Below are 13,725 nucleotides of genomic sequence, written 5' to 3'. Positions count from 1 at the left end.
TGGATAATCATTATTATTATTATAATCCTTTTATTCTGGCTGGGTGAAGAGGATACGAGTATTACTTGTTAATAAAGGCCATGGTAATGTATATGCGCAAACAAACGAAAAAAAACACGCGTATTTTTTACGCGTGTTTTTTATTCTATTATTTTTAATTCTTCTTGGAATCATTAGATTTAGGTGGCGGTGGTGGAGGGGACGGCATTGTCGATCTATCTTCTTTGGAGGGCGGCGGCGGCAAAGTTTTTTCTGCAGATGGATCAGTACCCTTATTATCCTTATTGTCTTTGCCATCTTTTGTTGTAGCTGTGGAAAGTTTGTTCGGCTGAGTGCCCTCCACGAAAATTTCATTATGCCCGTCTTTATTATTGGGATCATTAACTAAGAGACCGTCTTTATCTGAGACTCTGGCAGCCACAATACCGGAAGGTCTTACAAAATCACGCGCTACATATTTGTCGGCAACGCCATTCATAAAGCTTTTCCAAATACTAGCGGGCACTGTAGCGCCGGTAATACCGTGCAAGTATTCCGGATTATCACAGCCAAGCCAGACCGCAGCCACCAAATCAGGTGTAAAGCCAACAAACCAAGCATCTTTGTTATCGCTGGTCGTGCCAGTTTTACCTGCAGCCGGGCGGCCAAAATAAGCACCTGTACCTGTACCGCGAGTCATAACTCCCTTTAACATATCGGTAAGCAAGAACGCACTGCGTTCGTTGACAACAACTTTTTCGTTAGGGGTATTCTCTTCAATTACTTTGCCATTGCGGTCAACAATTTTCACAATGGCCGTAGGTTCAACCCGAACGCCGTTATTTGCCAGTACCCCGTAGGCACTGGCAAGTTCGAGCGGGGTAACTCCATGGGTAAGGCCGCCTAAAGAAATGGCTAAATTGCGATCATTTGTCGCACCATTAAGCACCAGCGTAGAGATGCCCATTTGTTGGGCATAGTATAAAGCCTTATCAATGCCGACTTGTTGCGCCAGCTTAACGGCCACAACATTGAGAGATTGTTCAAGTGCTGAACGCATGGTAACAGGGCCGTGGAATGTCCTGTCGTAGTTTACCGGCGACCAACTGCCAAAGCTGACAGGGCTGTCGTCAATAACACTGGCTGGTGTAAATCCGCTTTCAATGGCAGCTAAATAGACGAAAGGTTTAAATGCGGAACCTGGTTGCCGCACCGCTAAAACCGCCCGGTTAAACTGATCGTTGCCACGGCCGCCGACCATTGCTTTAATATAGCCTGTATGCGGATCAATCGCAACAAGTGCGCCTTGGGGCTGTTTGATGCCATTTTCATCAGTGCGTATTGTTGGCAGCTGCTTCAGAGCACGTTCGGCAGTATTTTGCATTTCCAAATCCAATGACGTATAGACTTTAAGGCCGTCTTTATATACGGCATCGGCCCCATACTTGTCAATAAGTAATTGGATTACATAGTCGGTAAAATACGAAGCAGGTGAAGCAGTGGCTGCCGGACGGGGAGCAATCTTGATTTCGGTTGTTTTTGCCTTGGCGGCGGAAGCCGAATCAATATAGCCATATTTCACCATTTGCTCAAGTACGACGGCTTGCCGTTCCCTGGCAGCTTTTAAATTAGTTGTAGGTGAGTAATAATTTGGGCTTTTAGGGATACCTGCTATCATTGCACATTCAGCTAAATTGAGATCTTCGACATTTTTGCCAAAGTAGACTTGCGCCGCTGTTTGAACTCCATACGCACCCTGACCAAAATAAATTTGATTCATGTACATTTCAAGAATTTCATCTTTACTGTACTGATGTTCAATTTGTAAAGATAGAAAAGCCTCCTGGATTTTACGTTTGAGTGTTTGTTCTTGGGAAAGCAAAGCATTTCTGGCCAGTTGTTGTGTGATCGTACTGCCGCCTTCTGAAATTCCCCGATCTGTCACATTTGACCAGATAGCCCGCAAAATTCCGCGGGGATCAATACCGCTGTGTTGGTAAAAGCGGGCGTCTTCCGCTGCGATAAAGGCGTGCTGAAGATTTTTAGGTATTTTATTAATTGATGCTGGTAAACGATTTTCAACAGAATGAACGGTGGTAATCAATTTACCGTTTGCATCAAAGATTTGAGAAGAGACAGCCGGACGAATGTCGCCCTTTAGGCTTGGCATGGTATTTATACTGGCAGTTAAAAAGCCTAAACCAGCTCCCAGCAGCATAACCAAAAACACGAGAACGGCAATAACGGTAATTGTTCGTGTATTTTTGGAGCGGCGTGTCCGGCTATCTTTCTGGTGCTCATTCTTTCTATCTTGCATACTTTTCTCTCCTTACCGATTCGATATTATTACATGTAAATGTGCATAGTCAATTGCAAAGGATTAGATTCGCTAACCATTATATCATAAAAGAGGTCCAGATAGGTATTGCTTTACGTTTGCAATCATAAATTTGTTATGTTATAATGCGGCTTAAAACGCCGTATTTTCTATATTTATATGAAATTCAATCAAGATGTTCTTTTGTCAGAGTGTTAGTAACGTTCCAACGCTGGCGCTTGATTTTCGTTTTTGCTACAGGCCGCTCGCCTGTAAGAATCTTTAGTACGTTGTAGAGAGAGTATGTGGCTGAAATTGACAATCCGGTTATATTCAGGTATAGTAAAATAGTATATAATATGCAATATTAATGTATATGGGGAAAAGTAAGTTAGATATCCTGTAGTTTTTTGGATATAAGGTTGGTGAACTTAGCAAGCAGGCTGGCTGAATAAGCTAAGAAGCAGGCCAAAGTGCAAATTGTAAAGCCGGGCTGGTAAATTGTCGTTACATGGCTGGGAAAAAGGTATCCAACTTTGCTTGCGTGGCTAATGGCGGTAACAAGGTAGTACCACGGGTTTACTATCCGTCCCTGACCAGGGGCGGGTTTTATTTTCAAGTGAAAAAGTATAGCTTTCTCTGAATAATGATTATACCTCGAAGAGCACAGTCGGCTTCAGCAGGGGCTGAGGGAGACCTAAGACTTTGTATACCTACCGGTTTGGTGAAGCCGGTCAATGAAGGAGGATTTAATTATGTCTGTATTAGATATTCTCAAAGAACGGGGATTTGTTCAACAGTTAACGCATGAAGAAGAGATCGCGGAACTATTGGCCAAAGAAAAAATTACCTTTTATATCGGTTTTGATCCTACAGCTGACAGCCTGCATGTCGGACATTTTCTGGGAATGATGGTAATGGCTCATATGCAGCGAGCCGGGCACCGTCCTATTTGTCTCATTGGTGGCGGGACGGCCATGGTAGGAGATCCTTCCGGCAAAGCGGACATGAGAAAAATGTTAACATTAGAAGATATCCGGCATAATGGTGAACGCTTTAAAAAACAGATGCAGCGGTTTATAGACTTTGCGGATGGCAAGGCCTTAATGCTCAATAATGCTGATTGGTTATTAGGACTAAATTATATAGAGTTTCTTCGGGATATTGGCGTGCACTTTTCCGTTAATCGCATGTTGACGGCAGAATGCTTTAAACAAAGACTAGAAAAAGGCTTATCTTTTTTAGAATTTAACTACATGCTGATGCAGGGCTATGATTTTCTGGAGCTTAATCGTCGGTGCAATTGTATCATGCAAATGGGAGGCGATGACCAGTGGTCTAACATACTGGCTGGCGCCGATCTTATCCGGCGCAAGGAAAGTAAGCCGGCTTACGGCCTAACTTTTACCTTATTAACTACGAGTGATGGACGAAAAATGGGTAAAACAGAAAAAGGTGCCTTATGGCTGGATGCCGAAAAAACTTCACCTTACGATTTTTACCAATACTGGCGCAATGTTGACGATCAGGATGTAGAAAAATGTCTGGCCTTGCTTACCTTTTTACCTATGGGTGAGGTTAGGCGGTTAGGTGCCCTTCAGGATAAAGAAATTAATGTCGCCAAAAAAACGTTAGCCTTTGAGGTGACGAAATTAATTCACGGCCAGAAAGAAGCGGAAAAAGCAAGACAGGCTGCAGAAGCACTGTTTGGCGGCAATGGAAATTTTGATAATGTGCCAACTGTCTCGATAACTGCTGATTCACTTGGATCCAGATTGCTTGATATTCTTGCAGGTGCGGGCATCATTGCTTCTAAAAGCGAGGGGCGGCGGCTGATTCAGCAGGGCGGACTTTATATTGGTGATGCTAAGGTAACTGATCCGGACCTTCTGTTGACTCTCGATCTCTTTGATAATAATAGTCTCATTATCCGTAAAGGCAAAAAGCATTATCATCGTATTACCATGTGAGAAAACCTTGGACAATACCAAATGTCTATGCAAGCACGTCTACTATATCTTCAAAATTACGTGTATAAAAGCAGTGAAAATAAAAACAGGGTCGCAGCTGCGACCCTATTTTTATTTTCACTGTTTACCTTCCAGATGTTTCTTGGCATTATGAAGTGTATCATCATCCACAGGGGCCATTTGTGCCTCTGCCGCCGCTATCAAATTTTTTACCATTTGACCTCCAGTTTTGCCGCCAATTTGACCAACTTCTTTTGTTGTCATATTCTTCCAACCAACATTCTCAATTTTTTCTTTAAGACCTAAGTCCTCGGCAACCTCCATCTTTTTTTCATCAAGAATCGCTTCGTAATTGGCGTCGCTTACTTTTTTCTTCATCTCCTGACCAAGAGTCTCATTGGCAATACGTAATTTGAGTTCTTTTAAATTGTCCATAGTCAACACCTCCATAATTTTTCTTAGTATTTCCGCAATTTCAATTATGATCAATGCATATATTTAGTAACTTATAGCCGACTTTCGCCATATATATAAGAGTAGTGTAGGAGTGGTGGAGGAGGGGAAAAGATGCGGTTTTCAGTGCGGCGCCGACGTGTATTGCCACTCTTTCCAATTGTGTTAGTTGTTTTGCTATTTTTTATGGTTTTTATATTCTGGCGGATCGAAACGCATTTGAAACCTACTCTCATGGCGATAGCTGAAACCAAGGCAACATTAATTGCCACTGAAGCTATTAATAATGTAATCAATACGAGAGTCAGTCTTACGGTTGATCCGAAAATGTTGGTCAATGTTACGTTGGATGAACACGGGAGGGTCGTGCTTATTCAGCCCAATACCATGGAATTTAACCGGCTGGCAGCCGATACTACCATGAAGGTACAAGAGGCTTTAGAAGAAGTGACAGAGGAAAAAATTAATATTCCAATTGGGCAGGTTTTGGGGAGTCAAATGTTGGCTAGTATGGGACCCAAAATTACAGTTACGATTATTCCTATGGGTACAGTTCAAGTAAAAGTCATAGATAAATTTGAACAGGCTGGAATTAACCAAACCAGGCATATGGTTTACTTGGCGGCTACTACACAAATTCGCATTGTAGTTCCACTGGTAAGCCAAAGTGTTAGTGTTAATACTCAGGTACCCATCGCGGAATACGTTGTGGTTGGTGAAGTGCCCAACACGTATGTTCAAATTCCGTTTCCGCTCGATGGCGAATTGTTTAACGGAACGAATAATAGTACGGATGCTGCTAAGACTAACACCTAACTGTATTAAAGTAACCAATTACTTACATATTGCATAATCGGAATAATTTGAATTAAGGCCACAGTAAGCTGTGCTTCTACTGTGGCCTTTTTCTTTCTCATAGTTTTTACCTGAACTAATTTTGGAAGTTGCTTAGGATATGTTTATGGGGTAAAATAATCGTGATATAGAGCAACAAATAAAGTGAAAATATTCACAAAAGAGGTGCGATTATGCTGAAGTTATCGATTTGCTTTGGAAGTGCTTGTCATTTACGGGGGGCTTATAGTGTTTTGAATGCCTTTAAGGCATTAATCGACAAATATCAGATTCAAAGTGAGATTGACATTGAGGGGAATTTTTGTCAGGGTCGGTGTACAGAAGGCGTGGTTATTAAATTAAACGATGAGATGATCACTAATGTAGCCAAAGAAAAAGTTCATGGCATTTTTGTAGAGAAAGTGTTAGGGGGTAAACACAATTAGTACGATTGTAACTCGCAAGGTAAATTGCCAGGATTGTTTTCGATGTGTGCGCTCATGTCCTGTTAAAGCAATTGGGATCGACAAGGGCCATGCCCGTGTGATTGAGGAAAGGTGTATTCTTTGCGGCAGGTGCGTGTTGGAATGTCCGCAACAGGCCAAAGAAATAGACTGGCAAATGCATGAAGTAATACAGGCAATTAACACTGGTAGGCAAGTGATAATGAGTTTAGCTCCTTCTTATGTAGCGGCATTTCCGGAATATTCATGGGAGAGTTTGGTGGATTGCCTAACAGGTGCCGGGATTGCTACTGTTCTGGAAACTGCCGAAGCCGCCGATATTGTTTCTCAGGTATACGGCAATTATTGCTTATCTTGACGGCGTGGATTTGGTTACTGAGGGAGTCTTGACCTTAAATGCCGCTGTTGACCGGTTAGCAGAACTGAAAAAATTGCGCAGTTCCCGGAAACAAGACGGTGCTACTTTGCTGGCTAAAATGTTGAGTAACGCGGATACGATAAAGATTATTGCCGGACTTGCAATTAATCCGGCTCATCAAAATCCAAGTTTCCCTATGCAGATGAATATTAAAGCACAGGTGCTAAATAAATTGAAAACTACCTTACAATCTAAAGGGAAAGAAGTTATTATTGAATGGGTGTAAAAATTTCGGCTTTGCCAATTCTTTGCTATTGTGATACAATATTGGCGATCCACATTGCGGAGAGGAGTATTTACATGTCGGGACATTCAAAATGGGCTAATATTAAGCACAAAAAAGGTAAGGTAGATGCGATTCGTGGCAAAATTACTACCAAAATCAGCCGTGAGATAACTGTCGCAGTAAGAATGGGCGGCCCGGACCCAACCGGCAACATGCGGTTAAAATTGGCCTTGCAAAAAGCAAGAGAAAATAATATACCCAAAGAAAATATCCAACGGGCTATTCAAAAAGGCTCGGGAGCATTGGACGGCAATAGTTATGAAGAAATAAAATACGAGGGATACGGCCCAGGCGGAGTCGCCATCATGGTGGACGCCATGACGGACAACCGGAACAGAACTGCCGCCGATGTAAGACATTTATTTTCTAAATACGGCGGTAATCTGGGAGAAACAGGCTGTGTTTCCTGGATGTTTAAGCAAAAGGGCGTATTTGTTGTTGAACAGGACGAGATTGCCGAAGAAGACCTGATGCTTTTGTCACTTGACGCCGGTGCGGAGGATTTTGAAGCAGCGGACGATGAGTATGAAATCACAACTCAGCCGGATGATTTTGAACAGGTGCAAGAAGCCTTGGAAAAAAACAACATTAAAACAATAGTTTCCCGGATTACAATGGTGCCTGAAACTATGACCAGTCTGGCTGGTGATGAGTCCGAAAAAATGATGAAACTTTTGGAAGCACTGGAAGACCTTGATGATATTCAGGAAGTGTATACCAATTTTGACATGCCTGAAGAGGATGAAGAAGAGTAGAAAATCTAACATACGTTCAATAAAATGATAGATATGCTTTAAACCTTTCTGCTAAAATGGCGGGAGGTTTTTATTTTTATGATAAAATATGCGTTAAATTATGACCGACTGTTGGGATATTACGAATAAAGCTTGTATTATTTGGTAAAAATAGTGACAACACTAAAGAAAGGAGTGTTTCATTATGTTATCAAAATTTATTGCTAAATTTTCTTTATCGCATCAGGCGAAGACGTACATTCGAGCAATACTTGGCAAGCCTGTATTCATTGGTGGTCTAATTTTATTGTTGTTAGGCATCACGTATTATTCCTTACTAGTGAATCCGGAATTAAAACTGCCCTTTCTACAGCAAAATAGTGAAGTTGTAAAGCAGGATGGGAAAATAAAGATTTCGCCTGAAACGGATCTAGTGCAAAAAATCAGCTATACTAAATGCAACGACCAGGAGATATTCCGCGCAAAGCCGCCAGATAATTTAGTTGGACTTAATTATTATCAACTGCAAAAAGTCTATTCAGGCTGGAATATTGAAAAGTTTGATACAAAAGAAGTAGAAATGTCATTGACGGTTGACAGTTTATGCAGGGAACATGCCAATAATATGTTTATTGGTATCAAAGATGGTTACGTCGCCGTGTTTTATGGAATACCCGGTCCTAAAGCCCTGGTAAAGGAAGTAACGAAAATACCGGTTAATCATTTAGCACCTCAGGATCTACAAGAATTACACCAAGGTTTGGTTGTACAGTCCAAAGAGGAGTTGTTAAGAACACTAGAAGGAATGCAGGCACGTTAAAGAGAGGGGAACCTCTCTTTTTGCTTTATTTTAACAGGAATATAAATAACGGCTGTCGAATGTTATTAAAAAAGGGGGCAGCAGATGTTAGCATTAGGAATTGACCCTGGCACCGCAATCTGCGGGTATGGTGTGGTCGAGACGCAAGGAAGCAGATTAAATCCTGTTATTTATGGTGTGATTGAGACAACGCCTGATATGGAGCCGGCCATGCGGCTAAAGAAAATCCATCAGGAACTCAATAGGCTGATTAAAGAGTATCAGCCGGATATTATGGGTGTTGAGCAGTTGTTTATGAACAAGAATGTACGTACTGTTATGGCTGTAGGACAAGCCAGAGGTGTTGTGCTGCTGGCGGCAGCTCAAAATGAACTGGCTATTGCCGAGTTTACGCCACTACAGGTAAAGCAGGCGGTAACCGGGTATGGCAAAGCTACTAAAGAACAAGTTATCTATATGACGCAAAGATTATTGAATTTGCGAACAAAGCCGCATCCTGACGACGCTGCCGACGCGTTGGCCGTGGCTATCGCTACCATACACTGTGAAAGTATAAATAGGATGAGGATAACCAATGATAGGTTATGTTAAGGGTGTTGTTACCCATTTATTTACGGATTATTGTTTCATTGATGTGCAGGGAGTAGGCTATCGGGTATTTATACCCAATTCTACCAGGCAAAAGCTGGTGATAGGTCAACAGGCTATTTTGTTTACCTATTTAAATGTCCGTGAAGATGCAATCACTTTACATGGATTTTATACGCAAGAAGAGTATGAACTTTTTTTACGTCTTATTTCTGTATCCGGCATTGGTCCTAAAGTAGCTGCCGGTGTTTTATCTGCCATTACGCCGCAAAACTTCCGCTCGGCAATTAGTACTAATAACGCGGCTATCCTGACAAAATTACCGGGTATTGGCAAGAAAACAGCGGAAAGAATGATCCTAGAATTAAAAGATAAAATAGGTATGGGGAAAGAGGGCGCAGCCGGTGCTGCGGGACAGCCAATTGCTGATATCAGTTTGCCGGGGGATATCCTGCAAGAAGCCGTACAGGCCCTTATATCGTTAGGCTATAATCATGCGGAGATAACACCGGTTATTAAGAGAATATATGAGCGTGAAGATAAATCTGAGATATCATTAGAACAGTTAATTAAACTAACGTTAAAGGAGTTTGGCCGGAGGTAATTGGGAGGTAACAAATTAGTGGAAGAACGTGTTGTGGGGCCGGACGAACAGGATGTAGATTCCTGGCAGTTCAGTTTGCGGCCGCGGCGGCTAGCCCAATATATTGGACAAGATCAAGTAAAAAACAATCTTTCGATATTTATACAGGCTGCACTGGCGAGGAATGAAGCGCTTGATCATGTATTGTTATATGGTCCGCCGGGGTTAGGTAAAACTACCTTAGCCGGTATTGTTGCCAATGAACTTGGTGTCAACTTTAGAATTACATCAGGTCCGGCCATTGAGCGCCCGGGAGATTTGGCATCATTGCTGACAAATTTGGGTGAGAAAGATGTGCTGTTTATTGATGAAATCCATCGCCTGTCGCGGGCGGTTGAAGAAGTCTTATATTCGGCGATGGAGGACTATGCGCTTGACATTATTATCGGCAAAGGTCCGTCTGCCCGTTCCATACGTCTGGATTTACCAAAGTTTACGCTTATTGGCGCGACAACCAAAGCGGGCGCGCTGGCGGCGCCGCTGCGGGACAGATTTGGAGTTATTTGCCGTTTAGAGTACTACGAACCCGAGCATTTAGAATGTATAGTGAACCGGGCTGCTGAAATATTGCAAGTAAACATTGAACCGCGCGGTGCGCGGGAAATTGCCAGACGTTCACGGGGTACGCCACGAATTGCCAACCGTTTGTTAAAGCGGGTACGCGACTTTGCCCAGGTGACGGCCGACGGGATCATTACGGATGCTTTAGCGGATAAGGCACTGGAACTTTTAGAAGTAGACAAGCGCGGCCTGGATAAAACCGACCGGAATATGTTGGCTGCGATTATTAAAAAGTTTAATGGCGGACCGGTGGGCCTGGATACGCTGGCGGCGGCAATCAGTGAAGAAACTGAGACGATTGAAGATGTATATGAGCCGTTTCTCCTGCAAATGGGTTTTATCGCCAGAACCCCGCGCGGACGGATAGCAACTCCCGCCGCCTATGCACATCTTAATATTCCTTATGAAGGCAAATCCATTAATCAAGAAAAATTGTGGTAGGTGATTCGTTATGCGTTTGCTGTTGCATGTGTGTTGCGGGCCGTGCTCCATTTTTCCTGTAAAACATTTACGGGAAACGTATCCGCAATATGAGGTAACCGGCTATTTTTTTAATCCCAACATTCATCCCTATAAGGAATTTATGAGACGCTTAGATACGCTTAAAATTTTTGCAGAGAAAATTGGTTTTAATAATTTGATCATCGATGATAGCTACACATTGGAAGAGTTTTTACAACAAGCATTACATACTCCGGGGGGACGCTGCATTCATTGTTATGATCTACGAATGCGTCAAACGGCACGTTATGCCAAGGAACAAGGTTATGACTGCTTCAGTACTACTTTGCTGGTTAGTCCTTACCAACAGCATGATTTGATAAAAGCAGCTGCCGAAAAAGCAGCTGAAGCCGAAGGAGTTCAGTTTTGCTATATGGATTTTCGGCCAGGCTGGCAGGAAGGGGTCAAGATCAGCCGTGAGCTTGAAATGTACAGGCAGCCTTATTGTGGCTGTGTTTTTAGTGAAAGGGACCGTTACTATAAACCGCGAAAGGAGCAAAAATAATGCCCGGAGGCTTTGATTCACTAGGAAAGATGCTTATGTTTTTTGGTTTAGTTTTACTGATAACCGGGGCTTTATTCCATTTTGGTGGCAAATTTCTTAGCTTGGGCAGACTGCCGGGTGATATTCATATCGAACGCAGCACTTTTAGTTTTCATTTTCCGATTGTTACATCAATAATTCTGAGTATAATTTTAACGGTAATTTTGAACCTATTTTCAAGAAAATAATGCCGAGATAGGCGGAGTAGATAAACATATGTTAAAATGGTTATTGCTGGTTGTTTTTTTGGTATTTCCTTTAGCCGGAAATGCCCAGGCACTTGACGTAAGTGAGGGAGTTTTAAACGAGCCAATCCTTCGTGTGGGGATATTAACCAATCAACCCAGTATACAGATTTCATCTGACGCTAATTTTGACATTGTCAATTCCGGAACGGCTGAGATATTGAGAAGTTTTCGAGCCTATGACGGAGTAACCATTGCTGCCAAGGATACCGGTGGCTTTGTGATTAACGGTGTGCCGGTAGCGGCTGCCGGGTTAACCGTTGTTCAGAAAAAAGACGATTTATTGTTCTACGTTGAACAGCATATTTACGTAAATAAACACCGGTACCGGGGAGATATCAGCATTCATCCAACTGCTGGCAAGGCAGGAATAACGGTAGTTAATACCCTGCCTATTGAACAGTATTTATATGGAATCATCAAGAATGAAATATCTCCTGATTGGCCAATGGAGGCAGTTAAAGCACAGGCAGTTGCGGCGCGAACCTATGCCTTGGCTAATTATAATAAGCATAAGGCCGATGGCTTTGATGTGTGTGCAACTACCGACTGTCAGGTATACGGCGGACGAGAGAGTGAGGTCCCGCGAGCACGGGAAGCCGTAGACGCAACAAGAGGATTGGTCATTACCTACAACGGCAAATTAATTACAGCCTATTTTCACAGCAGTTCAGGCGGTTATACCGAAAATAGCGAAAATGTCTGGTCTTCGCCGCAACCTTATCTTCGTGGCGTAACTGATTTCGATCAAAGCTGTCCGTATTTTAAATGGGAAAAAAGGTTAACAGTTGCGGAATTTAATCAAATTATTACTAATGCAGGCTACAATGTTGGAAGTTTGCAGGCGATAGAACTGTCACCGCTTACTACGCCACCGATTACTAGCCCTGACCGGGGGGTTTCAGGAAGGGTCAAGAGTCTTGAGCTTGTGGGTACAAACGGCAGTGCGCAGGTATCGGGAGTAAAATTAAGAAGTATATTGGATTTAAAAAGTACACTATTTGATGTTGACGTGATTGCCAATGAAATTAAGCAGTTTGCTATGCCCGTTTATGCCCATAATGGAAAAACGGAAAGAAAGCCGCAGATTACCTTACCGTTAATTCCCAAAGAAAATCCCAATATTCGTTCCGTTAGCAGCAGTGAACCCGGTGATTATATCGTTATTGCCGGTTATGGCTGGGGTCATGGTTTAGGGCTTTCCCAATGGGGAGCTAAAGCGATGGCGGAAAAGGAGCAAAGTGGAAATCCGGAATATTTTAAAGCTATTTTGAAACACTACTACCAAGGGGTAGAAATAAAAAAAGCCTACTAGGCCATAATGAGGGAGTTACATGCTGGTTTCAGATTTTGATTACTACTTACCGGAAGAACTAATAGCCCAACAACCGGTTGAGCCGCGTGACCATTCACGCTTGCTGGTGCTTGACCGGCAAAATGGGCATATTGAGCATAGCAAGTTTTATAATTTGCCACAATATTTACAACCAGGGGATACCCTGGTTTTTAATGATACCCGGGTAATTCCAGCCCGGTTATTGGGTTTTAAACCGGAAACAGGCGGCAAAGTGGAAGTGTTTCTGTTAAATCGTACGATGAAAGATGAATGGGAAGTACTGGTGAAACCGGGAAAAAAAGCTAGACCGGGAACGATCATTGAATTTAGCGATGCCTTACGTTGTGAGGTTTTGCGCGATACTGATTTTGGCGGACGGGTAGTGCGGTTTAGTTATCAGGGAGTTTTCGAAGAAATTCTTGATATTTTGGGTGAAACTCCTTTGCCGCCCTATATTAAAGCAAAATTAGCAGATAAAGAACGCTATCAGACTGTTTACGCCCGGGAAAGGGGCTCGGCAGCGGCGCCGACCGCAGGTCTTCATTTTACCCGGGAACTTATGAATACTATTAAACAAATGGGAATTAATCTTACATTTGTGACTTTGCATGTCGGTTTAGGGACATTTCGGCCTGTATCAGTGGAAAACATTTCTGAACACGTTATGCATCGCGAGCACTATTCGGTACCTGAGGAGACCGCAGCGATTGTTAATCAAACATTGGCTGCCGGCAACCGGGTCATTGCGGTAGGAACGACGGCGGTACGCACTTTGGAAACGGCGGGTGCTAGTGGGCGTTTGGAAGCTAAAAGCGGTTGGACGGAAATATTTATTTATCCTGGCTATGATTTCAAAATTGTCAAGGCGCTTATTACTAATTTTCATCTTCCCAAATCCACACTGTTAATGCTTGTTAGTGCTTTGGCCAGTAGGAAACATATTTTTAATGCCTACCAGGAAGCCGTCAATAAGCGCTATCGTTTTTTTAGTTTTGGCGATGCCATGTTTATTCGTTAATTATGTTTCACTGA

16 protein-coding genes are annotated in these 13,725 nt (G+C 42.7%); 14 read left to right on the top strand and 2 right to left on the bottom strand.

The genetic code is table 11. The features are described 5' to 3' along the window. Positions 1–154 precede the first annotated feature (154 nt). Positions 155–2,296 carry a transglycosylase domain-containing protein gene (locus BLR65_RS13050; protein WP_093794625.1) on the bottom strand — a complete coding sequence of 714 codons (2,142 nt, stop codon included), beginning with the start codon at positions 2,294–2,296 and terminating at the stop codon, positions 155–157. Between the two features lie 755 nt (positions 2,297–3,051). On the opposite strand from BLR65_RS13050, the gene tyrS reads away from it, so the two are divergent. Beyond that, the gene (tyrS, locus tag BLR65_RS13045; protein WP_093794624.1) at positions 3,052–4,266 is read left to right on the top strand and encodes a tyrosine--tRNA ligase; all 1,215 of its coding nucleotides are present in this window, start codon (positions 3,052–3,054) and stop codon (positions 4,264–4,266) included. A gap of 117 nt (positions 4,267–4,383) precedes the next feature. Here the strand turns inward: tyrS and BLR65_RS13040 are convergent, their stop codons facing one another. Further along, entirely contained in the window at positions 4,384–4,701 is a 318-nt protein-coding gene (locus tag BLR65_RS13040) for an alpha/beta-type small acid-soluble spore protein (RefSeq protein WP_245692749.1), read from the bottom strand. A 132-nt stretch (positions 4,702–4,833) separates the two neighbouring features. On the opposite strand from BLR65_RS13040, the gene yunB reads away from it, so the two are divergent. From yunB to queA, 13 genes are all read left to right on the top strand, one after another. Beyond that, the gene (yunB, locus tag BLR65_RS13035) at positions 4,834–5,535 is read left to right on the top strand and encodes a sporulation protein YunB (protein ID WP_093794623.1); all 702 of its coding nucleotides are present in this window, start codon (positions 4,834–4,836) and stop codon (positions 5,533–5,535) included. Positions 5,536–5,747: 212 nt separating this feature from the next. Then, positions 5,748–5,999 carry a (2Fe-2S) ferredoxin domain-containing protein gene (locus BLR65_RS13030; RefSeq protein ID WP_093794622.1) on the top strand — a complete coding sequence of 84 codons (252 nt, stop codon included), beginning with the start codon at positions 5,748–5,750 and terminating at the stop codon, positions 5,997–5,999. After that, on the top strand, positions 5,995–6,375 hold the full coding sequence (locus tag BLR65_RS13025) for a 4Fe-4S dicluster domain-containing protein (protein ID WP_093794621.1): 381 nt from the start codon (positions 5,995–5,997) through the stop codon (positions 6,373–6,375). The genes BLR65_RS13030 and BLR65_RS13025 overlap by 5 nt, the downstream gene beginning before the upstream one ends. Before the next feature lie 4 nt (positions 6,376–6,379). Further along, positions 6,380–6,661: a hypothetical protein gene (locus tag BLR65_RS13020; RefSeq protein ID WP_176772741.1), complete on the top strand. Its 282-nt coding sequence runs from the start codon at positions 6,380–6,382 to the stop codon at positions 6,659–6,661. Positions 6,662–6,735: 74 nt separating this feature from the next. Beyond that, complete coding sequence (locus BLR65_RS13015; protein WP_093794619.1) at positions 6,736–7,476, top strand: YebC/PmpR family DNA-binding transcriptional regulator; 741 nt, start codon at positions 6,736–6,738, stop codon at positions 7,474–7,476. Between the two features lie 184 nt (positions 7,477–7,660). After that, positions 7,661–8,275, top strand: a complete 615-nt coding sequence (locus tag BLR65_RS13010) for a BofC C-terminal domain-containing protein (protein ID WP_093794618.1) — start codon at positions 7,661–7,663, stop codon at positions 8,273–8,275. Between the two features lie 84 nt (positions 8,276–8,359). Continuing rightward, positions 8,360–8,866, top strand: coding sequence for a crossover junction endodeoxyribonuclease RuvC (gene ruvC, locus BLR65_RS13005; protein WP_093794617.1), 507 nt, complete (start codon positions 8,360–8,362; stop codon positions 8,864–8,866). Next, entirely contained in the window at positions 8,850–9,467 is a 618-nt protein-coding gene (ruvA, locus tag BLR65_RS13000) for a Holliday junction branch migration protein RuvA (RefSeq protein ID WP_093794616.1), read from the top strand. Before ruvC ends, ruvA begins: the two co-directional genes overlap by 17 nt. 18 nt (positions 9,468–9,485) lie before the next feature. Then, positions 9,486–10,508 carry a Holliday junction branch migration DNA helicase RuvB gene (gene ruvB, locus BLR65_RS12995; RefSeq protein ID WP_093794615.1) on the top strand — a complete coding sequence of 341 codons (1,023 nt, stop codon included), beginning with the start codon at positions 9,486–9,488 and terminating at the stop codon, positions 10,506–10,508. 10 nt (positions 10,509–10,518) lie between these two features. Beyond that, a complete protein-coding gene (locus tag BLR65_RS12990; RefSeq protein ID WP_093794614.1) occupies positions 10,519–11,073 on the top strand; it encodes an epoxyqueuosine reductase QueH in 555 nt (184 codons plus the stop codon). Continuing rightward, on the top strand, positions 11,073–11,300 hold the full coding sequence (locus BLR65_RS12985) for a DUF2905 domain-containing protein (protein WP_093794613.1): 228 nt from the start codon (positions 11,073–11,075) through the stop codon (positions 11,298–11,300). The genes BLR65_RS12990 and BLR65_RS12985 overlap by 1 nt, the downstream gene beginning before the upstream one ends. Positions 11,301–11,328: 28 nt before the next feature. Beyond that, positions 11,329–12,672, top strand: a complete 1,344-nt coding sequence (locus BLR65_RS12980) for a SpoIID/LytB domain-containing protein (protein WP_093794612.1) — start codon at positions 11,329–11,331, stop codon at positions 12,670–12,672. 19 nt (positions 12,673–12,691) lie between these two features. Next, positions 12,692–13,711 carry a tRNA preQ1(34) S-adenosylmethionine ribosyltransferase-isomerase QueA gene (gene queA / locus BLR65_RS12975; RefSeq protein ID WP_093794611.1) on the top strand — a complete coding sequence of 340 codons (1,020 nt, stop codon included), beginning with the start codon at positions 12,692–12,694 and terminating at the stop codon, positions 13,709–13,711. The last annotated feature ends 14 nt before the right edge of the window (positions 13,712–13,725 follow it).

Source organism: Sporomusa acidovorans (genome assembly GCF_900101845.1).
GTDB classification, from domain to species: Bacteria; Bacillota; Negativicutes; order Sporomusales; family Sporomusaceae; genus Sporomusa; species Sporomusa acidovorans.
Note: the sequence above shows the minus strand (reverse complement) of the source record. Positions and strands in the feature narration are given on the sequence as shown.

Excerpts from the sequence above, each read along its gene's own strand:
- BLR65_RS13050 (WP_093794625.1), bottom strand. The coding sequence starts at position 2,296 with ATGCAAGATAGAAAGAATGAGCACCAGAAAGATAGCCGGACACGCCGC.
- tyrS (WP_093794624.1), top strand. The coding sequence starts at position 3,052 with ATGTCTGTATTAGATATTCTCAAAGAACGGGGATTTGTTCAACAGTTA.
- BLR65_RS13040 (WP_245692749.1), bottom strand. The coding sequence starts at position 4,701 with ATGGACAATTTAAAAGAACTCAAATTACGTATTGCCAATGAGACTCTT.
- yunB (WP_093794623.1), top strand. The coding sequence starts at position 4,834 with ATGCGGTTTTCAGTGCGGCGCCGACGTGTATTGCCACTCTTTCCAATT.
- BLR65_RS13030 (WP_093794622.1), top strand. The coding sequence starts at position 5,748 with ATGCTGAAGTTATCGATTTGCTTTGGAAGTGCTTGTCATTTACGGGGG.
- BLR65_RS13015 (WP_093794619.1), top strand. The coding sequence starts at position 6,736 with ATGTCGGGACATTCAAAATGGGCTAATATTAAGCACAAAAAAGGTAAG.
- BLR65_RS13010 (WP_093794618.1), top strand. The coding sequence starts at position 7,661 with ATGTTATCAAAATTTATTGCTAAATTTTCTTTATCGCATCAGGCGAAG.
- ruvC (WP_093794617.1), top strand. The coding sequence starts at position 8,360 with ATGTTAGCATTAGGAATTGACCCTGGCACCGCAATCTGCGGGTATGGT.
- ruvA (WP_093794616.1), top strand. The coding sequence starts at position 8,850 with ATGATAGGTTATGTTAAGGGTGTTGTTACCCATTTATTTACGGATTAT.
- BLR65_RS12990 (WP_093794614.1), top strand. The coding sequence starts at position 10,519 with ATGCGTTTGCTGTTGCATGTGTGTTGCGGGCCGTGCTCCATTTTTCCT.
- BLR65_RS12985 (WP_093794613.1), top strand. The coding sequence starts at position 11,073 with ATGCCCGGAGGCTTTGATTCACTAGGAAAGATGCTTATGTTTTTTGGT.
- BLR65_RS12980 (WP_093794612.1), top strand. The coding sequence starts at position 11,329 with ATGTTAAAATGGTTATTGCTGGTTGTTTTTTTGGTATTTCCTTTAGCC.
- queA (WP_093794611.1), top strand. The coding sequence starts at position 12,692 with ATGCTGGTTTCAGATTTTGATTACTACTTACCGGAAGAACTAATAGCC.